24 protein-coding genes and 1 pseudogene are annotated in these 26,827 nt (G+C 64.2%); 9 read left to right on the forward strand and 16 right to left on the reverse strand.

Annotated elements, in window-relative coordinates:
• The 8 genes and pseudogenes from CCD76_RS19700 to miaB form a co-directional block, all read right to left on the reverse strand.
• Window positions 1–108 (reverse strand): annotated as a pseudogene (locus CCD76_RS19700) (IS5/IS1182 family transposase); the annotation flags it as partial.
• A gap of 92 nt (window positions 109–200) precedes the next feature.
• Window positions 201–971 carry an SDR family NAD(P)-dependent oxidoreductase gene (locus CCD76_RS06430; RefSeq protein ID WP_087718707.1) on the reverse strand — a complete coding sequence of 257 codons (771 nt, stop codon included), beginning with the start codon at window positions 969–971 and terminating at the stop codon, window positions 201–203.
• Window positions 972–1,060: 89 nt separating this feature from the next.
• Window positions 1,061–2,434, reverse strand: coding sequence for a 2-oxoadipate dioxygenase/decarboxylase HglS (gene hglS, locus CCD76_RS06435; RefSeq protein WP_087718708.1), 1,374 nt, complete (start codon window positions 2,432–2,434; stop codon window positions 1,061–1,063).
• Between the two features lie 270 nt (window positions 2,435–2,704).
• Window positions 2,705–4,192, reverse strand: coding sequence for an apolipoprotein N-acyltransferase (lnt, locus tag CCD76_RS06440; RefSeq protein WP_087718709.1), 1,488 nt, complete (start codon window positions 4,190–4,192; stop codon window positions 2,705–2,707).
• Between the two features lie 88 nt (window positions 4,193–4,280).
• The gene (locus CCD76_RS06445; protein WP_087718710.1) at window positions 4,281–5,174 is read right to left on the reverse strand and encodes an HlyC/CorC family transporter; all 894 of its coding nucleotides are present in this window, start codon (window positions 5,172–5,174) and stop codon (window positions 4,281–4,283) included.
• A gap of 303 nt (window positions 5,175–5,477) precedes the next feature.
• Window positions 5,478–5,963, reverse strand: a complete 486-nt coding sequence (gene ybeY / locus CCD76_RS06450; RefSeq protein ID WP_087718711.1) for an rRNA maturation RNase YbeY — start codon at window positions 5,961–5,963, stop codon at window positions 5,478–5,480.
• Window positions 5,960–6,964 (reverse strand): PhoH family protein, encoded by a 1,005-nt coding sequence (locus CCD76_RS06455; RefSeq protein ID WP_083387181.1) that lies wholly within the window; start codon window positions 6,962–6,964, stop codon window positions 5,960–5,962. The genes ybeY and CCD76_RS06455 overlap by 4 nt, the downstream gene beginning before the upstream one ends.
• A 291-nt stretch (window positions 6,965–7,255) precedes the next feature.
• Window positions 7,256–8,605 carry a tRNA (N6-isopentenyl adenosine(37)-C2)-methylthiotransferase MiaB gene (miaB, locus tag CCD76_RS06460; protein WP_087718712.1) on the reverse strand — a complete coding sequence of 450 codons (1,350 nt, stop codon included), beginning with the start codon at window positions 8,603–8,605 and terminating at the stop codon, window positions 7,256–7,258.
• 276 nt (window positions 8,606–8,881) lie between these two features.
• On the opposite strand from miaB, the gene CCD76_RS06465 reads away from it, so the two are divergent.
• From CCD76_RS06465 to CCD76_RS06475, 4 genes are all read left to right on the forward strand, one after another.
• Complete coding sequence (locus CCD76_RS06465; protein WP_071230376.1) at window positions 8,882–9,211, forward strand: DUF1820 family protein; 330 nt, start codon at window positions 8,882–8,884, stop codon at window positions 9,209–9,211.
• Window positions 9,212–9,269: 58 nt separating this feature from the next.
• Window positions 9,270–9,446 carry a hypothetical protein gene (locus CCD76_RS20025; RefSeq protein ID WP_157957044.1) on the forward strand — a complete coding sequence of 59 codons (177 nt, stop codon included), beginning with the start codon at window positions 9,270–9,272 and terminating at the stop codon, window positions 9,444–9,446.
• A gap of 73 nt (window positions 9,447–9,519) precedes the next feature.
• Window positions 9,520–10,113, forward strand: a complete 594-nt coding sequence (locus tag CCD76_RS06470; RefSeq protein ID WP_256961161.1) for a TIGR04211 family SH3 domain-containing protein — start codon at window positions 9,520–9,522, stop codon at window positions 10,111–10,113.
• Between the two features lie 19 nt (window positions 10,114–10,132).
• Window positions 10,133–10,765: a thiopurine S-methyltransferase gene (locus CCD76_RS06475; protein WP_087718713.1), complete on the forward strand. Its 633-nt coding sequence runs from the start codon at window positions 10,133–10,135 to the stop codon at window positions 10,763–10,765.
• Window positions 10,766–10,907: 142 nt separating this feature from the next.
• Here the strand turns inward: CCD76_RS06475 and CCD76_RS06480 are convergent, their stop codons facing one another.
• The 7 genes from CCD76_RS06480 to ggt all read right to left on the reverse strand — a co-directional run bounded on the left by CCD76_RS06480 (window position 10,908) and on the right by ggt (window position 18,607).
• Window positions 10,908–11,501, reverse strand: a complete 594-nt coding sequence (locus CCD76_RS06480; RefSeq protein WP_087718714.1) for a YajG family lipoprotein — start codon at window positions 11,499–11,501, stop codon at window positions 10,908–10,910.
• A 107-nt stretch (window positions 11,502–11,608) separates the two neighbouring features.
• The gene (locus CCD76_RS06485; protein WP_087718715.1) at window positions 11,609–12,739 is read right to left on the reverse strand and encodes a sulfate/molybdate ABC transporter ATP-binding protein; all 1,131 of its coding nucleotides are present in this window, start codon (window positions 12,737–12,739) and stop codon (window positions 11,609–11,611) included.
• A complete protein-coding gene (cysW, locus tag CCD76_RS06490) occupies window positions 12,736–13,563 on the reverse strand; it encodes a sulfate ABC transporter permease subunit CysW (protein WP_087718716.1) in 828 nt (275 codons plus the stop codon). The genes CCD76_RS06485 and cysW overlap by 4 nt, the downstream gene beginning before the upstream one ends.
• Entirely contained in the window at window positions 13,563–14,417 is an 855-nt protein-coding gene (gene cysT, locus CCD76_RS06495; protein ID WP_071230382.1) for a sulfate/thiosulfate ABC transporter permease CysT, read from the reverse strand. Before cysT ends, cysW begins: the two co-directional genes overlap by 1 nt.
• Complete coding sequence (cysP, locus tag CCD76_RS06500) at window positions 14,414–15,442, reverse strand: thiosulfate ABC transporter substrate-binding protein CysP (protein ID WP_087718717.1); 1,029 nt, start codon at window positions 15,440–15,442, stop codon at window positions 14,414–14,416. The genes cysT and cysP overlap by 4 nt, the downstream gene beginning before the upstream one ends.
• A gap of 161 nt (window positions 15,443–15,603) precedes the next feature.
• On the reverse strand, window positions 15,604–16,767 hold the full coding sequence (locus tag CCD76_RS06505) for an MFS transporter (RefSeq protein WP_087718718.1): 1,164 nt from the start codon (window positions 16,765–16,767) through the stop codon (window positions 15,604–15,606).
• A 79-nt stretch (window positions 16,768–16,846) separates the two neighbouring features.
• Window positions 16,847–18,607 carry a gamma-glutamyltransferase gene (ggt, locus tag CCD76_RS06510; RefSeq protein ID WP_087718719.1) on the reverse strand — a complete coding sequence of 587 codons (1,761 nt, stop codon included), beginning with the start codon at window positions 18,605–18,607 and terminating at the stop codon, window positions 16,847–16,849.
• Between the two features lie 198 nt (window positions 18,608–18,805).
• Between ggt and rpe the strand changes: the two genes are divergently transcribed.
• The 5 genes from rpe (at window position 18,806) to CCD76_RS06535 (ending at window position 24,799) form a co-directional block, all read left to right on the forward strand.
• Window positions 18,806–19,492, forward strand: a complete 687-nt coding sequence (gene rpe / locus CCD76_RS06515; RefSeq protein WP_087718720.1) for a ribulose-phosphate 3-epimerase — start codon at window positions 18,806–18,808, stop codon at window positions 19,490–19,492.
• A gap of 6 nt (window positions 19,493–19,498) precedes the next feature.
• Window positions 19,499–19,840 carry a GIY-YIG nuclease family protein gene (locus CCD76_RS06520; protein ID WP_256961162.1) on the forward strand — a complete coding sequence of 114 codons (342 nt, stop codon included), beginning with the start codon at window positions 19,499–19,501 and terminating at the stop codon, window positions 19,838–19,840.
• Between the two features lie 42 nt (window positions 19,841–19,882).
• On the forward strand, window positions 19,883–20,629 hold the full coding sequence (locus tag CCD76_RS06525) for a ParA family protein (protein WP_087718721.1): 747 nt from the start codon (window positions 19,883–19,885) through the stop codon (window positions 20,627–20,629).
• Between the two features lie 85 nt (window positions 20,630–20,714).
• Entirely contained in the window at window positions 20,715–22,454 is a 1,740-nt protein-coding gene (locus CCD76_RS06530) for a VRR-NUC domain-containing protein (protein ID WP_087718722.1), read from the forward strand.
• Window positions 22,451–24,799, forward strand: coding sequence for an ATP-dependent DNA helicase (locus CCD76_RS06535; RefSeq protein WP_087718723.1), 2,349 nt, complete (start codon window positions 22,451–22,453; stop codon window positions 24,797–24,799). Before CCD76_RS06530 ends, CCD76_RS06535 begins: the two co-directional genes overlap by 4 nt.
• A gap of 365 nt (window positions 24,800–25,164) precedes the next feature.
• On the opposite strand, the gene CCD76_RS06540 is transcribed toward CCD76_RS06535, so the two are convergent.
• On the reverse strand, window positions 25,165–26,820 hold the full coding sequence (locus CCD76_RS06540) for a dihydroxyacetone kinase subunit DhaK (RefSeq protein WP_087718724.1): 1,656 nt from the start codon (window positions 26,818–26,820) through the stop codon (window positions 25,165–25,167).
• Window positions 26,821–26,827 lie beyond the last annotated feature (7 nt).

Consider the following 26,827-nt stretch of genomic DNA (forward strand, 5'->3'; position numbering starts at 1 on the left):
CAGTCGTTGCCATGGCACCACGGCATCCATTGGGGCCAGGAACCGCTCGCGGCGGGTGACTTTCTTCTTGGTCTGGTGCTCAGCCTGGGCGAACGAGATCTGCTTCATTCGGATGGCTCTGTCAGACGAGGGCGGTATAGCCCGATTTTACCCCGTTGGTGGCTGCCAGGCAGCTGCGGCGGGATTTGTGCAGCGTTTCCCTAGAGGCCTCCAGTCACCTCGATCACCGAGCCCGTGATATAGCTCGTCTCCGCCGAAAGCAGCCATGCGATGGCGTTGGCGATCTCGTCAGGTTGTCCCGGACGGCCAAGCGGTATCTTCTCGGCGACGCGTTTGGCCCGGCCCGGCTCACCCGAGCGGGCATGAAGCGTGGTATCCGTTGTGCCGGGCGAAACTGCATTGACGAGGATGTTCGCTCCCGCCAGCTCTTTGGCCAGACCCCGTGTGAGAGCTTCCAGACCCGCCTTGGTTGCCGCGTAGACAACATACTCGTTGGGCGATCCTGTCCGGGCGGCGACCGACGATATGTTGACGATGGATTTGCGACTGTCGTGATCTTGCCAGCGTCGTGCTGCCTCGCGACATAGCCTGGCTGGCGCCGCGAGATTGACCGCAATGACCCGGTCCAGTTCGTTGTCTCCGAGTTTGGCCAGAGGACCCAGGCCGCCCGTGATCCCCGCGTTGTTGACCAGTGCCACGGGCTCGCCGAGCGCTTCGGCGGCATCGAAGATACACGTTGATGCGTCGGGGTTCGCAACGTCGCACTGCAAGCCGCGAACCACCGGGCCGCCATCAGAGAAGGTTCGCTCCAGGGCTTGCGCTTCCTGTGGAGACTGGGCATGTGTAAAGAGCACACCAAAGCCTTCGCGATGCAGGCGCTCGACCAGACTGGCGCCGATGCCGCGAGAACCGCCGGTAACGATGACGATGGGGGGCGTCTTGTCGCTATTTTGTCGATCCGTTTGCTGCATTCGTGCTTTCCGTCTTTGTTCGTACTTCCAGTCTCTGAATGTTCCCGTGCCCGAGCAGATCTCTCTGCGGCGCTAGGGACACCCGCCTTTCATGCCTCGATACCCAGCTGCTGCCGCACGCGAGCCAGAGAGTCCTCCTGCAGCCGACCGTAGAGTTCGAACTCGTCGTGAACCGGCCGGCCGAGGGCAAGCTCGAAGGCGCCCTGGTTGGACTCATTGGCATACGCCTGGTGCCGGGCGTCGCCGAGATTCGACTGGAAGATGCCGGCGGCGCTGACCGGCAGGAAATCCTCGTAGGTGATCGGCGTGGCGTCGATCCAGTCCGCTGCCATGGCCTCGTCCAGCGAGGTCGGGGCGGGCTCGCCACCGGCCAGACGTTGACGACCGCTCTCGCTGATCGCGTAGCGGAAGTAGGCCAGCGCGTCACGCTGCAGCGTATCCAGGTCATCCGGAAAAGCCGTGAAGTACTCGCTCAATTGCCGCTGGTGGGCGAGATTGTCGGCGGCGGCTGGTGCCTGGCGGGACCGTGCCAGCAACTCGTCGTACAGCGCGCGCCCCTTGGGTGTCAGCGCCATGCCGCGCTGCTCGATCTCGCCAAAGCGGGCGGTATGGGTGCCGCCGTCGCTGCCGGCGAAGCGCACCGGCTCTTCCAGTGCCTTGAAACTGGTCTGGCGTAGCAGAATGGGCCACTCGCGCTTGGGTGGGCCTTCGATGACGGCCTTGGGCGTGATCCCGTAGTCGGGCATGGCAGCCTGGGCGGCATCGATATCCAGCGTGCGCGGGGTGAGATGATTGATATGCGGACCGCGAAAGCAGACCACGTCGGCGATCAGGCGATGGGCGTCGTGTAGCGCCTGGTAGGTCTCGTGATCGACGGTCGCGTCGCGGTGCCAGCGGAAGGTTTCGAGAATCTCGGTCACGAAGCGCTCGGCCTGGTCGCGGTCGAAGCCGCCCTGGCGCTCGCCGAGTTCGATCAACTCGCGGGCCGCCGACGTGAAGATGTCGCGTTCGGCAAGGATCGAGGCGGCCTGGCGGCGCAGGTCGTCGTCCTCGATCAACTCCAGGCGCAACAGCGAGGTGAAGACGCGGAAAGGATTGCGCCGGAGCGAATCCTCGTCGATGGGGCGGAAGGCGGTGGAGTGAACCGGTACGCCCGCTTCCGATAGGTCGTAGTAGCTCACCGGGAACATTCCCATCAACGCGAAGACCCGCCTCAGCGTCGACAGCTCGTCGGCGGTGCCGACGCGGATCGCCCCGTGGCGTTCGACATTCAGGCGTGATATTTCGTCCTGTGCGTCGAGCCGGGCGGCTAGCGCCGGATCCGCCTTGAGCGTCTTGCGGTTGATGTCGGCGACCAGTTCGAGCAGGTCGCCATACTGCGGCACCTCCTGGCGATACATGTCGGACATGGCTTGCGAGAAGGCGTTTCGAATATCGTCGGGAGAGACCAGGGACAGTGTCATGGCGAACTCGATGACTGGAAATGAAGACTTCCATCCAACGCTATCGTTACTCTCGAGGCAAGTGTCTGCTCGCGAGCGGGAACCAATCGATAAACCGGCGTCGCATATCCGGAAAGTGGAAGAGGGGAAACAGGAAGGGAGGCGGAAGCGCGTGAGAGCGCCGGTCAGGGTGTTCCGAAGACGACGACGGCACCGCCGCTCCGCGAGATTCGAAGTCGAATCCTGGCAGAGTGGCGGTGCCGTCTATCTATTTTCCTGTGTTCTATCTTCCTACGCCGGCTGGCGGAACTTCCACACCAGCGCCGGGGCCATCAGCAGCAACGACAGCAGCCAGGTCGGCCAGCTACCGGTGCGCGTGAAGGGTGTCAGACCCGTCATCGGGACGACGTCGCCGACCACGCTGGCAGCCTCGAACTGCGGCGCCTGCTCCCGCAGCTGGCCCCGGTCGTCGATGATCGCGGTCACTCCGTTGCTGGTGGCCCGGATGACGTAGCGGCCGTTCTCCAGCGCGCGCAGCTGCGCCATCTGCAAATGCTGGAGGGGGCCGATCGAGCGACCGAACCAGGTGTCGTTGGAGACCGTCAGCAGCACATTGGCATCGCGCGCTCGTTCCGCGACCAGATCGGGATAGACGATCTCGTAGCAGATCGCGCTGCCGATGGCGACGCGGTGAGTGAGGATCGGCGGCTGGGAATCGGCGCCGGCAGCAAAGTCGGACATCGGCAGATTGAAGAAGTCGATGATGCCGCGCAGCAGGAAATCCAGCGGCAGGAATTCGCCGAACGGCACCAGGTGGCTCTTGCGGTACTCGCCACGGACGTCTCCCACACCCGTGATGGCATTGTAGTAACGCCCGGCCTCGTCGCGCTGAACGATGCCGGTCAGCAGCGACGTCTCCGGGGGGAGCGTCGACTGCAGTCGAGCCATGAACGGGCGAGCCTGCTGCTCGAACATGGGCAGTGCCGTTTCCGGCCACACGATGATGTCGACATCGTCGGGCTGCTGGCGCGTCATGCGGGTATAGGTGTTGACGGCGTTGCGCTGGCCCTCGGCGCTCCATTTGGAAAGCTGGGGCAGGTTGCCTTGCAGCAGTGCCACGCGCAGCGGATCGGCGGCCTGCGACGTCCAGTGGGTGGGCAAGGCCAACGGCACCAGCCAGAGCAGGGCGACAGGCGCGACCGCCCACCAGCGCCGGCGGCAGAACTCGACCAGTAACGTGCCGCTGAGCGCGACGATCAGCGACAGCAGGTAGACGCCGCCGATCGGCGCCCAGGGCGCCAGCGGCGAATCGACATGGGCACTGCCCAGCAACAGCCACGGGAAGCCGGTGAACGCCCAGCTACGAAAGGCCTCGCCCAGCACCCAGACCCCCGCAAAGCTGAGAAAGGCGAGCCGAGGCGAGGTGAAACGCCGGTAGAGACCGAAGATGAACGCGTGGAACAGCGCCAGCGTGGCGACGAACAGGGCGGTCAAAAACAGCGCCAATGGCACGCCGGTATAGCCGTAGTCGTGGATCGAGACGTAGACCCAGGAGGTGCCGGTCCCGAACAGCCCGACGCCGAACAGCCAGCCGCGCAGGGCGGCCTGGCCCACGCTCAGACGATGATGGTCGAGATACATCAGGGCCACGGCGACCGGGCCCAGCCACCAGAGATGAAAGGGGGCGAAGGTGAGCGTGGAGAACCCGCCGGCGACCAGCGCAGCGAGATAGCCCGGCCAGGGTCGGCGGGCGGAAATCAAAGGCTTGGTTTGCGGCATGTCGGGGCACTCCTCGCGAAAAGTGCCCCTTATATCAAAGTTGCCGATCGAATGCGTTAAGTGTCTGCAACCCGAAGGGCGGGATCGATCAGCTTTCGATACGGCGTGGAGATTCGCTTTCGACCTCGGCCGGTACCGGCCTGGCCTGCAGCAGGCGAATACGCCGGTTATCGGCATTGAGAACGGTGAATCGCCACTCGCCGAGATCGGTATGTTCGTTGCGACCGGGCAGGTGGCCGAAACGCTGCATGATCAAGCCGCCGACGGTGTCGAACTCGTCGTCGGAAAATTCGGTATCGAAGTGTTCGTTGAAGTCCTCGATCGGCGTCAGTGCGCGGACGGCGTAGGTACCGTCGCCCATGTCGCGAATGTCCTCTTCCTCGTCGGTGTCATGCTCGTCCTCGATATCGCCGACGATCTGCTCGAGGATGTCCTCGATGGTAACGATACCGGCAGTACCGCCGTACTCGTCGACCACGACCGCCATGTGATTGTGGGTATCGCGGAACTCCTTGAGCAGGCCGTTGAGGCGTTTGGACTCGGGAACGAACATCGCCGGGCGCAGCACATCGCGCAGCTCGAACGCCTCGCGCTCCTGAGGGCTGCCCTTCAGCAGCGGCAGCAGATCCTTGACCAGCAGAATGCCGATGACGTCATCGAGGTTGTCGTCAATGACCGGATAGCGGGAGTGTGCGGTTTCCAGAATGATCGGCAGGCAGTCTTCCGGTCGCTGGGTCACGTTGATCGCGGTGACCTGAGAGCGCGGGATCATTACCTCGCGCACCTGCTGGTCGCTGATCTGGAAGGCACCTTCGATGATGGTCAGCGCATCCTGGTCGAGGTTCAGCCGCGGGCCGGCTTCGCGCAGGAAGGTGAGAAGCTCTTCGCGGGAGCTGGGTTCATCGAAATCGCTAGAGAAGGTACTGATGAGTTTATCCAGCCAGGATCGACTGTTCTGGCTACTCGATCGGTCTTCGCTCATGACTGTGGTCTCTTGTCCTCGGATGACGCACGGAAGGGGAAAACGATGGCACGCCGGCATGACACCAGCGCGCGTGGCCGCACCGCACTAGACGGGGGCTCGATAACAGCGTGTGTTGAATCGATGGTCGATGTCCGAAGGGGCCCGTCCGCAATCCGGGAGCGGCTAGGCGGAGGCTCGTCAGGCTGTTCGGCCGGCAAGCTCGGGGTCTCGCTTGATCCTTCCCGGCCCTCGTTCCAGGCAGGGCAGGAAGGTCTCGTCGGTGTCGGCATGGCGATGAATGTTAGCGTCGTGGGTCGGCGTCTAGACATCGGGTTCCGGATCGATGACACGATAGGGGTCCGTGATGCCAAACTGGGTGAGCAGCGTTCTTTCCAGCGCTTCCATCTGCTCGGCTTCCTGATCATCTATATGGTCATGGCCGAGCAAATGCAAGCAACCGTGTATTACCAGATGGGCGTAGTGCGCCTGGGTCGACTTGTGCTGTTCCTGCGCTTCGCGCACCACGATGTCGTGGCAGATCACCAGATCGCCGAGCAGGGGAAGCTCGATTCCGGGCGGCGTCTCGAAGGGAAAGGAGAGCACGTTGGTCGGCTTGTCCTTGCCGCGATAGTCGCGATTGAGCTGCTGGCTCTCGTCCCGTTCGACGAAGCGGATCGTCAACTCGTGGCGGCCATCGCCTTCCTGGTCCAGCACGGCACCGACCCAGGCTTCCAGCTCCGCCTGTGTCGGCAGGGCGGCTTCGGCCTCGGTGCCGACGGCAATCTGACGGTCGATCTCGGGACTCATGATTCGCCTTGATCCCGCTGGGATTCCGCGTCGAGGCGTGCCTGACGACGGTCTTCCCGGCGCTGGCGCTGGGCCGCTTCCTCGGTTGCCTCGTGGATGTCGTAGGCTTCGATGATGCGCTGCACCAGCGGATGGCGAACGACGTCCTTGGGTGCAAACTGGGTAATCCCGATGCCGGCCGTGTCGCGCAGCACTTCGAGCACGTGAATCAGGCCGGAGCTCGAGCCACGGGGCAGGTCGACCTGGGTCGCATCGCCGGTGATCACCGCCGTCGAGCCGAAGCCGATACGGGTCAGGAACATCTTCATCTGCTCGCGCGTGGTGTTCTGGCTCTCGTCGAGAATGATGAAGGCATTGTTGAGCGTCCGCCCGCGCATGTAAGCCAGCGGGGCGATCTCGATGATCTGGCGTTCGATCAGCTTGTTGACGTGCTCGAAGCCCAGCATCTCGTAGAGCGCGTCGTAGAGTGGGCGCAGGTAAGGATCGATCTTCTGCGCCAGATCGCCCGGCAGGAAGCCGAGCTTCTCGCCGGCCTCGACGGCCGGACGTACCAGCAGGATGCGTCTGACCTCCTGACGATTGAGCGCCTCGACCGCCGCCGCGACCGCCAGATAGGTCTTGCCGGTGCCCGCCGGGCCGATACCGAAATTGATGTCGTGGCGGCGGATGCTGGCGACATAACCCTGCTGGTTGAAGCCGCGGGGCTTGATCAGCGTTCGCGGCGTCCGGATGAGCAGGCCGCCGGCTTCGATGTCGCCGGTTTCCTCTTCCAGCGCCTCGACGCCGGACTCCTGAAGATAGAGATGCACTGTATCCGGCGTCAGCTCGTCGGCTTCGGTCTCGCGGTAGAGGTGTTCGAGCACGTTGGCCGCTGCCTTGACGCTGGCATCCGGGCCCGCAAGCTGGAAGACGTTGCCGCGATTGCGCAGCGTCACGCCGAGGCGGGCCTCGACCAGCTTCAGGTGTTCGTCGCGCTGGCCGCAGAGATTGGCCAGGCGCATGGGATCGTTGGGTTCGAGTGTCAGGGACACGACGCGGCTGTCAGACTGTTGGTCTTGGGTCAACGCAAAGAGATCCGTTGGTTTGAAAAAGTTGGCTTGGAAAAAGGTGCAACTTGAAAACTTATCGCCAGCTTACTGCGCCGCTTCCTGTCGAGGCAATGACCGGGATTAACCTGCACCTGGTTCCGACAGGCTCTCCCGCGTATCGAATGCGAATCAGTCTGGCGGAGCAAGGCGAGGCACGGAGCGCCTCGCCTTGCGTCAGGCTAGATGAGGGCGATTGGCGCTAACTCAATAGCGGTCGGCGGATACCAGCTCGCCACGCAGTGAATTGGGCAGGGCTTCGGTGATGGTGACGTCGACGAAATAGCCGATCAGCGACGTCGGATCTTCGGCCCGGAAGTTGACGACACGGTTGTTTTCGGTACGCCCGGAAAGCTGCCCCGGATCCTTGGGCGAGAAGCCGGTGACCAGAATCCGCTCCCGGTTCCCCACCATGCGGCGACTGATCTGCTGCGTCTGCTGGTTGAGCCGATCCTGCAGGATCGCCAGGCGCTGCTTTTTCGTCTCCACGGGAGTGTCGTCCGGCAGGCTGGACGCCGGCGTGCCGGGACGCTTGGAATAGATGAAGCTGAACGAGGCATCGAAGCCGATGCGATGGATCAGGTCCATGGTGTCTTCGAAGTCCTCGTCGGTCTCGCCGGGGAAGCCGATGATGAAGTCCGAGGAGAAGCTGATGTCCGGACGCAGCGCCCGGATGCGCTCGAGCTTGTCGATATACATGTCCCGGCCGTGGCCGCGCTTCATGGCAGCAAGAATGCGATCCGAGCCCGACTGCACCGGCAGGTGCAGGTGGCTGACCAGCTCCGGAATCTCGCCGTAGGCCTCGATCAGGCTGTCGGTGAACTCGACCGGGTGCGAAGTGGTGAAGCGAATGCGATCGATGCCGTCCACCGCCGCCACGCAGGCGATCAGTTCCGCCAGATCGATTTCGTCGCCGCTCTCGTCCAGGCCGCGATACGCGTTGACGTTCTGGCCCAGCAGGTTGATTTCGCGCACGCCCTGTTCGGCCAGGTGAACGACTTCTTCCATTACCGACTCGAAGGGGCGCGATACCTCTTCGCCGCGAGTGTAGGGCACGACACAGAAGGTGCAGTACTTGGAGCAGCCTTCCATCACCGAGACGAACGCAGTCGCGCCGTCGGATTTCGGCTTGGGCAGATGATCGAACTTCTCGATCTCGGGAAAGGTCACGTCCACGGTCTGGATCGGTGTCGCGCTCTTGCTGCGGGCATCCAGCATGGTGGGAAGCCGATGCAGCGTCTGCGGGCCGAACACCATGTCGACATGAGGCGCGCGCTTGCGAATTTTCTCGCCTTCCTGGCTGGCGACGCAGCCGCCGACACCGATGACCAGATCCGGGTTCGCGGCTTTCAGCTTCTTCCAGCGACCGAGCTGGTGGAAGACCTTTTCCTGCGCCTTTTCGCGAATCGAACAGGTGTTGAGCAGAATGACGTCGGCTTCACTTTCGTCATCGGTCATTTCCAGACGATGAGATTCGCCGAGCAGATCCGCGATACGGGCGGAGTCGTACTCGTTCATCTGACAGCCGTGAGTCTTGATGAAGAGCTTCTTCGTCATAGGTTGCGTTGCTGCGGCCATGCGCGCGTCACCGATGCCCCGTGGAAAAACTGAAGAGGAGAGACAGGAAAGACGGCGCCCAGCCAGTGTGCGCGCCGTTCAGGCCTTCTCGAGAACGCGGCATTATACGGGGGATGAGGCCATACAGCCAACCCGTGCCGCTCGCACGGCGCCATGGCTGTGGTACCCTTGCGCCTATTTGAGACGCCATGATGCCGCGTTCGCGGACAGGACGAACCGGCTGCGTGGCAATGATATCGAGAGAGCCGTTCATTTATGCCCAGCAAGCCGATCTATCGGGTCGTGTTCCACAACCAAGGTGAAGTTTGGGAACTCTACGCCAGAGAGATCTTTCAAAGCGACCTGTGGGGGTTTATCGAAGTCGAGGCCTTCGTGTTCGAGGATCAGACCAAGGTGGTCGTCGACCCCGGTGCGGAGAAGCTTCGGCGCACGTTCGATGGGGTCAATCGCAGTTATATTCCCTACAGCGCCATCGTGCGGATCGACGAAGTCGAGCGCGGCGGCGTAGCCAAGGCCGTGAAGGCCGAGGGCAATGTCACCGAGTTCCCGCGGCCGATGGCCTGGCCACCGCGGGACGATGGCTGAAACGAGCCGGTTAGAGTGGCCGATACCGACCGGCCGATGGGTGGAACGAGGTTAGAAAATGACGGATTGGTCAGATTTTCACCAATTTGTCGTCAATGCCGAAGCAGCCGGTGAATGGCATGATCGCTGCGCAGGTTGTCCAAATGGTTATCCACAGAAAGTGTGGATGATTGAATCACCGCCCTCGCAGGAAGCGATGCGCGGTCTCATCGTCGCCCAGTTCATCGTCACATGAGCACGAAATGCCCAACCGTTACCGACTAGCCATTTAAGATCACGACGATATGTTGAAAATTCGAAATGCAGTCATGGGTTGCGCCTTGGGCGCGGCCCTGTTTTCCGCCTCCGCCGTGGCTCAGGATGGCCACTGGGTCAGTGATTCATTGACCACGTTCGTGCGCAGTGGCCCCACCGACGGCTACCGCATCGTGGGAACGCTCACCAGTGGTGATCCCGTTACCGTGCTGCAGACCCAGGGCGACTATACGCAGGTGCGCGGCCCCGACGGCGACGAGGTATGGGTCCAGTCCCAGTTCATCCAGGACCAACCCAGCGCCCAGCAGCAACTGCCGGCGCTCCAGAAGAAGGTGGACGAACTGACCACGCGGCTCGATGGCATCGATGACGAGTGGAATCAGCGGGTGGCCGACATGCGCAACGAACTGGAAGGCCGTCAGGCGCAGGTCGACGAGCTGCAGGCCACCAATAATCAGCTCAATCAGGCCTATTCTCAGGCGGAGAGCAAGATGCGCGAGATGCAGGCGCGTCTGGATACCCAGGAAGAAGATCTGCTGATGCGCTACTTCATGTATGGCGGCGGGGTGGCTGGCGCGGGGCTGATCGTCGGCCTGATCGTGCCGCATCTGCCGCGCCGCCGGCGCAAGCGCGACCGCTGGTTCTGAGCCTGCCTGAGGAGTCGTGATGACCGCCGCGGATTGGTTGCAGCGCTGGCAGGAAGGACGCATCGGGTTTCATCGCGAGATGCCGCACCCGGCGCTGGAAAGGCACTGGCCGCGACTCGGGCTGGACGCCGGCGCCAAGATCCTGGTGCCGTTGTGCGGCAAGAGTCGGGACATGCGCTGGCTGGTCCAGCGCGGTAATCCGGTACTGGGAGTCGAGCTGTCGCCCCTGGCGATCGAGCAGTTCGTGGCGGAAGGCGATCAGCCCGCGCTTCGCTACCGCCGATCCGGGTTCGAGTGCACGCGGCAGGGGAGCGTCGAGCTGTGGTGTGGCGACTTCTTCCACTTTCAGGTGGATGAAGCGGCCGAGCTGGCGGGCTTCTACGACCGCGCCGCCCTCATTGCACTACCACCGGCGACGCGTCAACGCTACGCTCACCATCTGGCGCAACTGCTGTTGCCGGGCAAGCGCGGCCTGCTGGTCACCCTGACCCATGACGACCCGGAGCGCGGCCCGCCGTTCAGCGTCTCCCACGAGGAAGTCCGGGCGCTGATGGCCCCCAATTTCGAGTTGACGCTGTGCGAGGTATCGGAGGCCGAAGATGGCCTGACCGAAAGCGTGTGGCAGTTGGTGAGACGGGGCCCGTCGCTCTAGTTGTCACCGAGGTGTCGTCCGGTCGTGGTCCCGTGTGGCGTCGTCCCGGGCTGCCCAAAGCCGAAGCCCGAAACGAGAGAACCGCCTGCCACGGTGATGTGGCAGGCGGTTCTTCGCATTCGGCGGAGACTTCCGGGCGGGATCAGCGGGCCAGCAGACTGGCCAGTTGCTGATCGCGGAAGGTACGGTCCAGGGCATTACCCAACAGTTCGCTCACCATGCGGTTGTTGGTATCCCAGTCCGGCTTCACGGCGTAGCTCTGGGAGCGCTTGGCGGTATAGCGACCGGTGTAGGTGTTGCCGCCATTGACCACTTCCGCCTGGATGATCGCCTGGAGCTGGGAGGCGTCCAGCAGCGGCTGCTCGGCAGTACTGCGGGCGTAGGCCAGGTCGGTCAGCGTCAGGGTCAGCGAAGGGCCGCCGGCGTTGCTGCTGGTCGGGTTGAATCCCATGCTGCGCAGGGCGTTTTCCGCCTGGACACGGATCTTGGGAATGACATCATTGGCCTCGACGGTAATCGTCGAGGTTGCCGACGGGCTGCCCGAGCGCGTGCCGATGACGCTGCTGTCGCGTCCATCGACCACTTCCAGCGAGACCGACTGGCCGCTGCCGGTATGCGAAAAACCGCCGCTGACCTTGGGACTCACGGACAGAATCTGGGGGCTCTGGGCACAGGCCGCCAGCAGGCCGAGCAACAGCAGTACGGCCAGGCCTTTGAGCACAAACCATTGACGCATAACAGTGAACCTCTCGAGTCGTGGAAACGGCGCGACCATTATAGACGTTGGCCACAAGTTTCCGGAATGCGACGAAGCCTCCTGAGGCCGTGACCTAGACTGCCGCCTCAGGAGACCGACAGCGGCGCCAATGTCTGTGGTCGTGAGGTATCGAAGCGATGCAGACGGCTGGGCTGGGCGAAGAGCCGTTTGCCACGGGTGATCGCCAGGCGCTCGAAATCCGCATGGCTGATCGTGGCCAGCCACGGTTCGCCCAGCCAGTCCGCCTCCAGCTCGAGGCGAACTTCGGCGCCTACCGGCACGACGGCCGTGACGCTGACCGGCAAGTGCGCGCGGGGGCTGGGCTGCTCGTCCAGGCGGACTTCGTGGGGCCGCAGCAGCAGTTCCTGACGACCATTCTCGACGCCGGGTGCCGCCACCCACGCGTTGCCGCAGGTGAGGATTTCCTTCTCGATATCGCCCTCGATCCGGTTGACGTCACCGAGGAACTCGAACACGAAGCGATTGGCGGGTTGGCGATAGAGCGTATCCGGCGTCGCGATCTGTTCGATCCGGCCGTTGCTCATCACCACCACGCGATCCGACAGTTCCAGCGCCTCTTCCTGGTCGTGGGTCACGAATAGGCTGGTGAAGTGAAGCTCCTCGTGAAGATGGCGCAGCCAACGGCGCAGCTCCTGGCGTACCTTGGCATCCAGCGCGCCGAACGGCTCGTCGAGCAGCAGCACATCGGGCTTCAGCGCCAGCGCCCGCGCCAGCGATACGCGCTGCTGTTGCCCGCCGGAGAGCTGGGCCGGGAAGCGCTCGGCGAAATCCTGGAGTCGGACCATCTCCAGCAGCTGCATTACCCGCGAACGAATCTCGCCGCTCGAAGGTCGCTGCGAGCGCGGCATGGCGGTCAGTCCGAAAGCGACGTTGTCGAACACGCTCATGTGGCGGAACAGAGCGTAGTGCTGAAACACGAACCCGATGCGCCGATCGCGCACGTGAACTCGCGTCACGTCGCGTTCGCCGAAATGGATCGAGCCGCTGTCGGCCTGTTCCAGCCCGGCCACGATGCGCAACAGCGTGGTCTTGCCGGAACCGGAGGGGCCGAGCAGGCCGATCAGTTCGCCATCGTGAATATCGAGATCGATAGGCTCGAGGGCGCGGGTGTGGCCATGGCCCTTGCGACCATGCCCCTTGGAACCATGTCCCTTGTAACCATAGGTCTTGTCGATCTGCGAGATGCGGATACTCATGTCGCGGTCTCCCGGCGCGTGGCGCGCCATTCGAGTACGGCCTTGGCGGCCAGCGTCATTAGCGCCAGCAGTGCCAGCAGCGATGCACTGGTGAAGGCGCCCACAGTGTTGTAGTCCTGATAGAGCTGTTCGACCTGAAGCGGCAGGGTGTTGGTTTCGCCGCGAATCGCCCCGGCGACCACCGAGACCGCGCCGAACTCGCCGACTGCGCGGGCGTTGGTCAGGATCACGCCGTAGAGCAGGGCGTGACGAATGTTCGGCAGCGTCACGCGCCGGAAAATCGTCCAGCCGGAAGCGCCCAGCGTCACGGCTGCTTCTTCCTCGCGGGAGCCTTGCGCCTGCATCAGCGGAATCAGCTCGCGGGCGACGAACGGGCAGGTGACGAACAGCGTGACCAGCACGATGCCCGGCCAGGCGAACATGATCTGGATATCGTGAGCATCAAGCCAGCCGCCGAGCCAGCCGTTTCGCCCGTAGAGCAGCAGGTAGACCAGGCCGGCGACCACCGGCGAGACGGCAAACGGAATATCGATCAGCGTCTGCAGCAGGCGCCGGCCGGGGAAATCGAAGCGTGTCACCAGCCAGGCCAGAAACACCCCGAAGACCAGATTGACCGGCACGGTGATCACGGCGACCAGCAGCGTCAGGCCGATGGCGGAGAGGGTGTAGGCATCGCTCAGGTTCTGCCAGTAGACATCGATGCCGTTCATCAACGCCTGGGCGAAGATCGCCACCAGCGGCAGCAGCAGGAACAGCGCCGTCAACACCAGGGCGGCCCCGATCAGCAGACGGCGGACACGCGGTGCGTCACCGATCCGTATCATCAGCCGCGCCCTCCGTGCAGTCGTTTGATGAAGCGGCCTTGCCACAGATTGATCGCCAGCAGCAGCGCAAGCGAGGTGGCGAGAACGATCGAAGCGACCGCCGAGGCACCGGCGTAGTCGTACTCCTGCAGCTTGACGAAGATCATCAGCGAGGTGATCTCGGTTTCGTAGGGCTTGCCGCCGGCAATGAAGATCACGGCGCCGAACTCGCCGAGCGAACGCACGAAGGCGAGCCCGGTACCGGTGACCAGCGCCGGCCACAGGTAGGGCAGGATCACCCGGCGGAACGCGAGGCTATCGCTGGCGCCGAGCGTCATCGCGGCTTCGTCCACTTCGGCGGGGAGATCTTCCAGTACCGGCTGCACGGTGCGAACCACGAACGGGATGCTGGTAAAGGCCATCGCCAGGGCGATCCCGATCCAGGTGTAGGAGATCGAAATGCCCAGCGGCTCCAGCAGTCGTCCGATCCAGCCGTTACTGGAGTAAAGCGTCGCCAGCGTGATCCCCGCCACCGCCGTCGGCAGGGCGAACGGCAGGTCCATCAGCGCATCGACCAGGCGCTTGCCGGGGAACTCGTAGCGCACCAGCACCCACGCCATCAGCAGCCCGAACGCGGCGTTGAAGATAGCTGCCACGGCGGCGCCGAAGAGCGTCACGCCATAGCTTGCCAGCAGGCGCGGGTCCGTGATCAAAAACCAGTACTGCGACCAGCTCAACTGCGAGAGCTGCCCCACCAGACTGGTCAGGGGCAGCAGCAGAATCAGCGAGACGAAGGTCAGCGAGATGCCGAGCGAGAGACCGAAGCCCGGCAGCACTCGGCGTTCGCGGCGCCAGGTCAGAGCGTGTGCGATCATCGGCGCTGAAGCTGATCCAGTTCACCGCCGCTGGCGAAGTGCGTTTCCATCGCCTCGGGCCAACTGCCGAAGACGTCCTCGACACGCAGCAGTTCGGTTTTCGGGAACTGGTCGCTGAACTCCTCGGCCACCTTCTCGTCGTTGACGCGATAGTTGAACCCGGCCAGCAGGCGCTGTGCTTCCTCGGTGTAGAGGTAGTCGAGATAGCCCTTGGCCAGATCCTCGTTGCCGTTGCGCTCGGCATACTCGTCGACCACGGCGACCGGGAACTCGGCGAGAATGCTGACCGGCGGTACCACGACTTCGTAGTCGTCCTTGCCGTATTCGTTACGGATGTTGTTGACCTCGGACTCGAAGGTGATCAGCACGTCGCCGATACCGCGCTCCACGAACGTCGTGGTGGCGCCGCGGCCGCCGGTGTCGAACACCTCGACGTTGCCGAGGAACGTGCTCATGTAATCCTCGATCTTCGCCTCGTCGCCGTCGAAGGCCTGGTCGGCGTAACCCCATGCTGCCAGATAGGTATAGCGCCCGTTACCCGAAGTCTTGGGATTGGGGAAGACGAGAGAGACATCATCCCGCGCCAGGTCGTCCCAGTTCTCGATCTGCTTGGGGTTGCCCTTGCGCACCAGGAAGGCGGTCGTGGAGTAGTAGGGCGACGCCTGATTCGGGTAGCGATCCTGCCAATCCTCGGCGACCAGGCCGGCGTCGGCCAGTACGTTGACGTCGGTCACCTGGTTGAAGGTCACCACGTCGGCACGCAGCCCTTGCATGATCGAGCGGGCCTGCGTCGAGGAACCGCCGTGGGACTGCTTCACGCTGACGGTCTCGTCGTGCTGGGCCTGCCACCAGTCGATGAACTTCGGATTCACCGCGGCGAACAGTTCGCGAGCGATGTCATAGGAGGAGTTGAGCAGCTCACGCGGTTCGTCCTGGGCCTGCACGGGCGACAGGGCGCCGAAAGTCAGCGCCAGCCCGACGGCGGACGCGGTGAACAGCGAGCGAGGCTTGGAAAACCAGGTCATGAGTCAGTCCCCTAGGATTTATTGGCAATGGCGGCAAGGCTAAATAAACCAGAATGGAATGACAATTCGTTTCAATAGAACTTTTAATTATAAATTTGCTCGGTAACTCTATAAGCCCAGACGTGCATGAGTTTGGCACTCCGGCGCGGCAGACGCTGTGCCTACGGTTCGACGCGAGCGGGTCTGCCGAGTCGGCGGAGAGCAAGCAGCCCCAGCAGCGGGCCGGGAAGTAACCACCAGGCGATCGTTGCCTCGAGAGTGGGTAGCCAAGGCACCAGCAGACCGATCGAGACCGCGGAGATTGCGAACCCGATGGCGTTCTGCAGCGTCAGGGCACTGCCGACCAGCGTGGCGGGGCAAGCGTTGGCGGAGAGCGCCGAAAATTGCGGCGAATCGATCACCGCGAGCAGGCTCCACGCTGCCAGATACACCACCAGGGCAGCGAAACCGACATGCGGTGCAATCCAGGGATAGAGCAGGCAGCCTATCACCGAGCCGGCCAGCCCCAGGATCGCGACCCGGCGACTGCCCAGATGCTGGCTCAGCCAGCCGCCGAGCCAACAGCCCGGGGCGCCGACCGCGATCAGGGCGAACGACAGCATCGATAGCGCTTGGGGAGAAAGGGAAGGGTTGGCCGCGATCAGCAGCAACGGGATCAGCGTCCAGAGCGTGTAGAGTTCCCACATGTGGCCGAAGTAGGCGCTGGCAGCGCGGCGAAAGTCGGCGATGCGAAAGGCCGCCAGCCCGGCCAGGCGCGATGGCGTCGGAGTGGAAGCCCGAGCAAGGGAGGGTGCGTCGCCCAGCCGCCATACGGCGACGCCGGCCAGCAGGGCGAGCAGTGACGCGATCCATAGCGTCAACTTCCAGTCGCCTCCCCAATCGATGCCGGCCAGCAGGTGGGGCATCGCCGTGCCCAGCACCAGCATCCCGACGAGCCATGCCAGTCCCAGTCCGGCGCGCCCGGGCGCCCAGCCCACCATCAGTTTCATGCCGATGGGGTAGATGCCGGCCAGCGACAGCCCAGTGATCAGGCGCAACCCGACCGCTGGCCACAGGCCACCGGCATAAGGCAGCAGGGCGTTGGAAAGCGCGCCGACCAGACATGCCAGGGAGAACAGTCGGCTGGCTCGAGTGCGATCGGCAAGGCCGCTGAGGCCCAAGCCGAGCGTCCCCAGCAGGAACCCGAACTGCACCGCACCGGTGAGCCAGCCCAGATCGCCGGTGGCGAGCCCCCACGTCCGCTGGAGATCATCGATCACGGCGTTGGGCGTGAACCACAGCGCGGTGCCGAACCACTCGGCGATGGCAATGATGACAATCGACATCGATTTCCCCGCATCTATCATTCGGATCATCGCCGCCGGGCGATGGCATGTCTGTCGCCTTCGGATCGCGGGTAGCGGCTCAGAGACCCATCGCCGAGGAAGTCGATCGCCGCGGATCGGCACCGCCGGTGAAGGTACCATCGTCCTCGATCAGGATCGACTGCGCAGCGCCCATCGCCTCCTGCTGGCTGACGGTGTGGCCCATCGCTTCGAGCAGGGCGATTGTGTCCGGGCTGATGCCATCCTCGATGCGGATCTCGTCCGGCAGCCACTGATCGTGAATGCGCGGCGCGCTGACGGCACTCTGGATATTCATGCCGTGGTCGATCACGTTCATCACCACCTGCAGCGTGGTGGTGATGATGCGCGAACCACCGGGGCTCCCGGTCACGAGGAAGTTCCTGCCATCCTTCTTGACGATGGTCGGCGTCATCGAGGAGAGCATGCGCTTCTCCGGTTCGATCCTGTTGGCTTCGCCGCCGATCAGGCCGTAGGCATTGGGCGTGCCCGGCTTGGCGGAGAAGTCGTCCATCTCGTTGTTGAGCAAAAAGCCGGCGCCATCGACGACGATGCCCGAGCCGTAGCTGAAGTTGATGGTGTAGGTATTGGAAACCGCCAGTCCGCCGTCGTCGGCGATCGAGAAGTGGGTGGTCTCGTTGGACTCGTACGGCAGCGGATTGCCGGCGGCGATTTCGCTGCTAGGCGTGGCGCGGTCGATATCGATCTGCTGGCGCAATTCCTCGGCGTAGGCTTTCGAGGTGATGCCTGAAAGTGGCACATCAACGAAGTCGGTGTCACCGAGATACTCGGCGCGATCGGCGTAGGCGCGTTTCATCGCTTCGCTCATGACGTGGATCGTGCGTGCCGAATTGAAGCCCATGGCGTGAATGTCGTAGCCCTCGAGCATGTTGAGCATCTGCACGATGTGGGCGCCACCGGAAGAGGGCGGGCTCATGGCGTAGACGTCGTAGCCACGATATTGGCCATGCACCGGCTCGCGAATCGTTGGTTGGTAGTCGGCGAGATCCTGCGCCGTCATCAGGCCATCATGGTTCTGCATCTCGGCCGCGATCAGGCGCGCTGTCTCGCCTTCGTAGAATTCGCGCGGGCCGTTCGCGGCAATTCGCTCGAGCGTCGCGGCCAGGTCCGGCTGGCGGAACCGCTCGCCGGCGCGATAGAGCGAGCCGTCCGGCTTGAAGAACACCTTGCGCGTCGAATCCCACTGCTTGAGCCGCTGCTGGGACTGTTCGAGACCTTCGGCGAATCGCGGCGGAATGATGAAGCCTTTATCCGCCAGCCTGATCGCGGGCGCCAGCGCCTCGGCGAGACTCATGGTGCCGTACTTATCCAGCGCCAATGCCAGGCCGGCCACGGTGCCGGGCACGCCGGACGCGTTGTGGGTATAGCGGGAAAGCTCGGAAACGGCCTCGCCCTGTTCGTTCTGGAACATGGTCTCGTAAGCGGCGGCTGGTGCCTTCTCGCGGTAATCGATGGCGATGACGTCACCGCTATTCTCGTCGGAAATCAGCATGAAGCCGCCACCGCCGATGTTGCCCGATCGGGGCTGGGTCACCGCCAGCGCGAAGCCGGCGGTCACGGCGGCATCGACGGCATTGCCGCCATCGGCCAGCACGTCGTGGGCGATCTGCGAGGCCAGATAATGGCTGGTGGCGACCATGCCGTGCTCGCCGAGCTGGGGGTGGAATCGCTCCCCTTCAAGGATCGCCGACTGGGCATGCGTCGGTGTCGGGACGAGAGTCGATAACACCGTCGTCAGGCAGACGAGGGACAGGGCGACTCCACGGCGAGTGGATGGCGTGGCAGGAATGAAGCGAGGCATGGAAAGTCCTTCCAATGAATGTTGTTGTCAGTGAGCGAATCGAGATGCGTGGCCAAGACCTGAAGCAGTATAGAAATAGTCGCTTCCAATCGTCTCGCCGGCCATACCGGCGAGGCGGTTTTGCGTCCGGACCCGCCAAAGGTAGCGATGCGTGCGCTAGAATGAGCGCCAACGGCCAGCCTGCATAAGGATTCTTTCATGCACGACTTCAAGATCGCACCCTCCATTCTTTCCGCCAACTTCGCCTGTCTGGGGCAGGAGGTCGAGGACGTGCTGGCGTCGGGGGCCGACATCATCCATTTCGATGTCATGGACAACCATTACGTGCCCAACCTGACGATGGGGCCGATGGTGTGCGAGGCGCTGCGCAAGCACGGCATCACTGCGCCGATCGACTGTCACCTGATGGTCAAGCCGGTGGATCGCCTGATCGGCGATTTCATCGACGCCGGCGCCAGCTACGTGACGTTTCATCCGGAAGCTTCGGAGCATGTCGACCGCTCGCTGCAGCTCATTCGCAGCCATGGCTGCAAGGCCGGGCTCGTCTTCAATCCGGCGACGCCGCTTTCCTACCTGGACTACGTCATGGACAAGGTCGACATGATCCTGATCATGAGCGTCAACCCCGGCTTTGGCGGCCAGTCCTTCATTCCGGCGGCGCTGGACAAGCTCCGCGAGGCGCGCCGGCGCATCGACGCCAGCGGGTTACCGATTCGGCTGGAGGTCGACGGCGGCGTCGGCCCGGACAACATCGCCGAGATCGCCGAAGCGGGGGCGGATACCTTCGTCGCCGGCTCGGCCATCTTCAAGGCGCGCAGCCTCGACGACCCCCATCGCTACGACAGCGTGATCGGAAAAATGCGCTCGGCGCTTGCCGGAAACTGAGCCGGCGTGTCGTCGAAAAACGAGGCGGTAGCGGACGATAGCGAGCCGCGCCAGTGGTACCTCTATCTCATCGAGATGGCGAACGGGGCGCTCTACACCGGTATCACCACTGATGTGGCCCGACGATTCGAGCAGCACGCTCGCGGCCGAGGTGCGCGAGCGCTGCGCGGCAAGGGGCCGTTGACCTTGCGCCACGCGCAGGCGGTCGGCACTCGCAGCGACGCGCTAAAGCTCGAAGCGGCGATCAAGCGGCTGAGCGCCGATGCCAAGCGGCGCTGGATCGAACGGCAGCGGTCGTCACCGTTTTGTCACCAGATTGTCATCTCTCGGGGATCCGCAGGGCCGTAGAATCTCGGGCATCATTCGATATCGACCGGGAACACTTCGATCATGAAAGTGGTGGCACTGCACAATCTCAAAGGCGGCGTCGGCAAGAGCTCGGCGGCCGTCAACCTGGCCCGCGAAGCCAATCGCGATGGTTTGCCGGTGCTGCTGTGGGATCTCGATGCACAGGGCGCCTCGACCTGGATACTGGGAGGCGAGAACGGCTTGAGCCGCAAGGTCGGCAAGCTGCTGTCGGGCAAGTCGCCGCTGGGAGAGCAGGTCCAGCGCACGCCTTGGGAACGATTCGATCTGCTGCCGGCGGACATGGGCCTGCGCGAACTCGATCGTATCCTGGAAGACAAGGCAGAGGGCGGCAAGCATCTCAAGCGCCTGGTCGCGCCGTTCAGCGAAGAGTACGCGCTGATGATTCTGGACTGCCCGCCGGGGCTTTCCACGCTGGCCGAACAGCTGATCCGCGCCGCCGATCGCATCCTGGTGCCGACCATTCCCAGCCCGCTGTCGATACAGGCATTCTCGCGCATGCTGGCGCATCTCGATCTCAAGAAGCGCCAGAGAGAGCGTATCTGCCCCTTTTTCAATCTGGTGGATCGACGGCGTCGTCTGCACCGGGAGTGGATCGAATCACCCCCGGAAGCGATGGGACGCACGCTGCACAGCTGGATTCCCTATTCCAGCGACGTCGAGCGAATGAGTCTCGAAAATCAACCGCTGGCGGACCTGGCGCCCCGCAGCCGGGCGACCCACGCCTACCGCCGTCTGTGGCAGGAGCTCAAGGCCGAACTGGGCGAGTAGTGCCTCGACCCGTTACGGGGCTTCGAACGCCGTTGCGGCATCTGTATACTTACCCAGTATTTTTGAGTCCTACGCTGGGGACGCCATGGCGCTGCCGACGCTCGAAGACCCGCTCTACTACCTCGCCAACTTCCGCCGAGTGCTCGACTGGCTGACGTCCCGCTACGCGGACCTGCTGAGTCCCGACGAAAGCGCCTTCATCGCCGACTTCGAGCGCGTGCCGGAGCCTTCCCAGGCGTTGCTGGTGCGGATGGTCATGCGCAAGGGCATCGATTTCCGAGCCAGTCGCCTGGTCTACGCCGAGATCGGCGATAGCGTCGATGCTGCCGGGCCGCTGATCGAGTGCGGCTGGATCGAGGAAGATGCGCCGCTGTCGCTGGAAGCGCTGTTTTCGCTGACGACCCGAGCGGAGATCGGCGCCGACATGGGCGACTGCCTGTTGGCGCTCGGCGTCGGCAGGAGCGCGGGCAAGGGTGTCTGGCTGGCGGCGCTGCAGGCGGCGTCGCCCGAACCCCGCCCGCTGGCCGAGTGGTTGCCGACGCTCGGGGATCGTCACTATCGGCTGACCGTCGACGCGATGTGCGAACGCTTCCGGCTGATGTTCTTCGGCAACCTGCGCCAGCACTGGTCCGAATTCGTGCTCTCGGAGCTGGGTGTCTACCGCTTCGAGCACGTCGAACTGGACGCTTCTTCCCGCGCCTTCTCGCGTCGCGAGGAGCTGGAGGCCTATCATCATCTGCACCGCTGCCGGGAGCGTTTCGAGGCCGACGAGTCGCTGGAATCGCTGCTGCCCGACGTGCCTCGCGTGGCGTTCGACAACGACTGGCTCGAGCGTCGCAGAGGCCGGCTGATCTACAAGCTCGCCTATCGTCTCGAACGCCAGGGCGAACTCGACCGGGCGCTGGATCTCTACGGGGATTGCTCGGCACCGGAAGCGCGGCTGCGACGGATTCGCGTGCTCGAAGCGCAGCAGGCAACAGCGGATGCGCTGGCGCTGGCCGAACGGGCGGAAGCCGCGCCTGCCAGTGCTGCGGAAAGCCAGGCGCTGGAACGCGTGATACCGCGTCTCCGTCGCAAGCTCGGGCAGGCCGCGGAAAAGCGAATGAAGGCTTCGGATCCACCACGTATCGATCTGGTGCTGCCGCGCTCGGCCAGCGTCGAACTGGCGGTGGTCCGGCATCTCTCCCGCGCCGAGGCGCCGGTCTGCTATGTCGAGAACGTGCTCGTCAACGGGCTGTTCGGCCTGCTGTGCTGGGACGCGATCTTCGCGCCGCTGCCCGGCGCGTTCTTCCATCCATTCCATAGCGGGCCGGTGGATCTGTTCGAGGCAGATTTCCGGACCCGGCGTCGCGAGCTCATCGACACGAGCCTGGCGGCGCTCGAGCGGGGTGACCATGCCGAGATCATTCGTCATCGATACCGCGACAAGTGGGGCATCCAGTCACCGTTCGTGTTCTGGGAAGCGCTGGACGAGCGGGTGCTGGAACTGGCGCTGCACTGCATTCCTGCGCGGCATCTCCGGCTCTGGTTCGAGCGTCTGCTCGACGATGTTCGCGCCAATCGTGCCGGGATGCCGGATCTGATCCAGTTCTGGCCGGAAGGCGATCATGCTTCGCAAGGTGGGCGCGGCTCCGCCGAGCCGGCTTATCGCATGATCGAAGTGAAAGGGCCCGGAGACCGCCTGCAGGACAATCAGAAACGCTGGCTGCAGTTCTGTGCCCGTCACGACATGCCGGTCAGCGTCTGCTACGTCACCTGGGCGGCCTGCGACGGCGAGACGGTAGATGCGGGCGACGCCGGCACCACGGCGGGAGCGCTTTCTTGAGCTATCGGATCGCCGTCCGCGCGCTGTGCGAATTCGCGGCCAAGCGCGGCGATCTCGATCTGCGCTTCACGCCGTCGCCTTCGGCACAGGAAGGTATCGCCGGTCATCAACTCGTCGGAGAGCGGCGGGGCGAGCGCTACGAACGGGAGATCGCCTTGAGTGGCGCCTATCGCCACCTCGAGGTACGCGGCCGTGCCGATGGCTACGACCCCGACGCCAATCGGCTGGAAGAGATAAAGACGCATCGTGGCGATCTTTCCCGGCAGCCGGCCAACCAGCGGGCGCTGCACTGGGCGCAGGCCAAGGTCTACGGCCACCTGCTGTGCACCGAACGCGGGCTGGATCAGTTGACGGTGACGCTCGTCTATTTCGATATCGTCAGTCAGCGCGAAACGCCCTTGAGCGAGCGCTGCTCGGCCGAGGCATTGCGCGCCGAGTTCGACGCTCACTGTCAGGCGTTTCTGGCCTGGGCACAGCAGGAACTGGCCCATCGGCGACGGCGCGATCGTGCATTGCAGGCGCTGCGGTTTCCTTATGCCGGGTTTCGCGAGGGTCAGCGTCCGCTGGCGGAGTCCGTCTACAAGGCGATTCATACCCGGCGCTGGCTGATGCTGCAGGCGCCTACCGGCATCGGCAAGACGCTGGGCACATTGTTTCCGATGCTCAAGGCGATGCCGGGCGAGCCGCTGGACAAGATCTTCTTTCTGACGGCGCGCAACACCGGCCAGCGCCTGGCTCTCGACGCGCTGCGCACCCTGGGCGTCGGGCAGCGGCACTGCGAGACTCCGGAACCGGATCACCTCGAACCGGACGATTCCAGGTCGGGCGATAGCCGGTTGGGTGACGTCCAGGCCGTCCCGCTGCGCGTGCTGACGCTCACGTCCCGCGACAAGAGTTGCGAGCATCCCGACAAGGCGTGTCACGGCGAATCCTGCCCGCTGGCGGCGGGTTTCTACGATCGCCTGCCCGCCGCGCGCAAGGCGGCGGTCGAACGCGGCTGGCTCGATCGCGCCGCCCTGCGGGAGACCGCGCTCGCCCACGAGATCTGCCCTTACTATCTGGGCCAGGAAATGGCGCGCTGGGCCGATGTCGTCATCGGCGACGTCAACTACTGGTTCGATTTCCACGCCATGCTCTACGCGCTGAGCCAGCAGCAGCAATGGCGGGTCGGTCTGCTCGTCGACGAGGCCCACAATCTAGTCGAACGAGGGCGCGGCATGTACAGCGCGAAGCTCGATCACGCGGCGTTTCGGCGCCTGAAGCCGACCCTGCCTGCTCCGCTCAAGCGGCCATTCTCGCGGGTGGCGTCCGCGTGGCGCGCGCTGGCGGACGACAGCGAATCGGACTATCGGGTTCTGGAGACACTGCCGGGCAAGCTGATCGGCGCGCTACAGCAGGCCGTTTCACAAGTGGTCGAGTATCAGAGCGAACAGCCGGTCGCGCTCGATAGCGAGTTGCAGCGCTTCGCTTTCGATGCCCAGCACTTCTGTCGGGTCGCCGATGTCTTCGGCGATCACTCGATCTGCGACGTGACGCGACAGTCTCCACGTGGCCGCCAGCGCAATGCCGGCGCCCGGGTGACGCTGCGCAACGTGGTGCCGGCGCCGTTCCTGACGCCGCGTTTTGCCGCGGCCCATGGCGGCACGCTGTTTTCCGCCACGCTGGCGCCGGAAGCCTACTACCGTGATCTGCTGGGCGTACCCGACGATGCGCCCTGGATGTCGCTGGCCTCGCCGTTTCGGGATTCGCAGCTCGAGGTTCGCATTGCCGCGCGGCTGTCGACGCGGTATGCCGACCGTGAATCATCCCTGACGCCGCTGGCGGATCGCATCGCCGCTCGATTCCACGCCCGGCGCGGCAACTATCTGGCGTTCTTTTCCAGCTTCGCCTATCTGGAGCGGGTCGCCGACCGGCTGGCCGAGCGTCACCCGGAGGTTCCGATCTGGCGTCAGGCATCGCGCATGGACGATGAGGCTCGCGAGGCGTTTCTGGGGCGTTTCGAGGCGAACGGGGAAGGGGTGGGGTTTGCCGTGCTGGGCGGCATTTTCGGCGAGGGCATCGATCTGCCCGGCGACCGCCTGATCGGCGCCTTCGTGGCGACACTGGGATTGCCGCAGGTCAACTCCGTCAACGAGCAGATGCGAGCGCGGCTGCAGGCGCTATACGGCCACGGCTACGATTACGCCTACTTCTTCCCCGGCATGCAGAAGGTAGTGCAGGCAGCGGGACGGGTGATTCGATCCGGCACAGATGAAGGCGTCATTCATCTGCTGGACGATCGCTTCGCGAAGCGGGAAACGCAGGCGCTGCTGCCGGCGTGGTGGCCCAAGCCGATCACGGACTAGGTGCGAAAAGGGGAGAGGAGCTGAAGGGCCGCCTCTCTATTTGGCAAAGTGCCACATTCCGGCTTTTTCAGCTTACGACTGTTCGAGCATCGACGACCGTTCCGCTCGTGATTGCGAGGGGGCTTAACGCTCGCCCCCTCGCGCTCCCCCTCTTGATTGACGCCGCTGGTCCGCGAAACCCTGAAAGACGATGGCCTGCGCTTCGGGTCGGCGCGCAAGGACATCCCTGTCCGGGCGCGCCTCTTGTGACATCCATGTCACAAGACCCGGCTTGCCCCTCGTCTTTCAGCGCGGCCCCGGAGGCGTCGAGGTGGCCGATTCAAGTGGACATGGCGTAGGTCTTTTCGGTAGCGCTGTCCTACGATCTACGAGACCGAATGGCTTAGTGCCTCGAATACCCGCGCGACAGCCTCGGCACCAGGATCGACGACACCCTTGAGCGCGCTTTCCGGCACGTAGGCGGAGCGGCCGGCGTTGGCGCGGGTCAGGCTGGCGGTGGCCTGGGCGCCGTCGCGAGCGGCCTGCGCAGCCTGGGTAAGCGACTCGCCACGCTGCAACGATTCGATGGCGGGGATCAGGGCGTCGAGCATGGTGCGATCGCCGGGCCTGGCACCGCCGTAGGCCTGCATTTTCTCCACGCCGTCAGCCAGTGCCTCGTCGAGTTTGCCGCGGCGATCCAGCGAGCCGGCGGCAGCGGTGAACAGGATCGACAGCAGCACGCCGCTGGAGCCGCCCATGTCCCGCGACAGCAACTGGCCGATGCCCGCGAACAGTAGCGGTAGGGCGGCGGTGTTCAGGCGTTTGGCTTCGAGCGCCCTGGCGATCGAATCAGCGCCGCTTTGCATGCTGGCGCCGGCGTCGCCATCGCCGCTCCTGGCATCCAGGGCATCGAGTTCTTCACGTGCCTGGCGCAGGGTATCGATGATCCGCTCGAGCGTCGCGACGGTGTCGGCATCCTGCGGCGCGTCCTCGGCCAGCGCTCCGTGATCCTGATGGGTGTCCGGCGAGAAGTGCGGGGGCGCCTGAGTTGCGCGCAGCCCGGGCCAGCCTGGCGCTGTCGTCGGTGCCGACAGCGCCGTGACGATATCGTCATCCGCCGGCAGCAGGGTGAGCGAAAAGCCGTGCATGTCCAGTGAGGTCATCAGCGGCGCCGGGCCAATCAGGTGCGCGATCTGCTCGACGCCCAACTGGCGCAGCAGGCTGGCGGCCAGCACGCCCATTTCCTGGGTGGAGCAACTGCCCAGATTGTTGAGCATCGCGATCCAGGGGTCGGTGAGCTTGCGGTCGGACAGCGTGTTGTGCAGGGGATCCAGAACCAGGGTCATGGCCTCGTCGGCACTCTTCGGATCGACCTGGCGCGTGCCGGTCTCGTTATGAATGCCCAGGCCCAGTTCCGGCGAGCGGTCGGCGGCGGGCTGGCCCGGCTGTGCCGCTGCACTCAGCGCCATGCCCAGTGATCCCATGCGCCGACACAGTACTTCGGCACGTTCGCGGATGGCATCGAGGGGGGTCTCCTGGCTCGCCAGGTAACCCGCCAGCTTGTGGATCAGCACGGTGCCGGCGATGCCGCGCGGCTGCGGCGCGTTCTCGATGGCGATATCGTCGGCGACGATCACCATGGCGACATTCAGGCCCTCGCTGCGGGCACGCTCGGCGGCAAGGCCGAAATTGAGTCGGTCGCCGGTGTAGTTCTTGACCACCAGTAGACACCCGGCCTCGCCGCAGACCTCGCGAATGGCGGCCAGTACCGCCTCCACGCTGGGGGAGGCAAACAGGCTGCCGGAGATGGCACCGGTCAGCATGCCGTCACCGATATAACCGGCGTGGGCCGGCTCGTGACCGGCGCCACCGCCGGAGAGCACCGCGACTTGGCGGCGCCCCTGTTCCGTTTTGTCCCAGTCCCGACGGATCAGTATGCGCAGGCCGCTGTCCGGTTCGGCGATACGCAGCGGGGCGGTCGCCGCCGTCGTCCGCAGAATCTCGTCGACGACATCGCCGGGGGCATTGTAGAAACGTTCCATATGATCT

This window comes from Salinicola salarius (assembly GCF_002179555.1).
GTDB classification, from domain to species: Bacteria; Pseudomonadota; Gammaproteobacteria; order Pseudomonadales; family Halomonadaceae; genus Salinicola; species Salinicola salarius_A.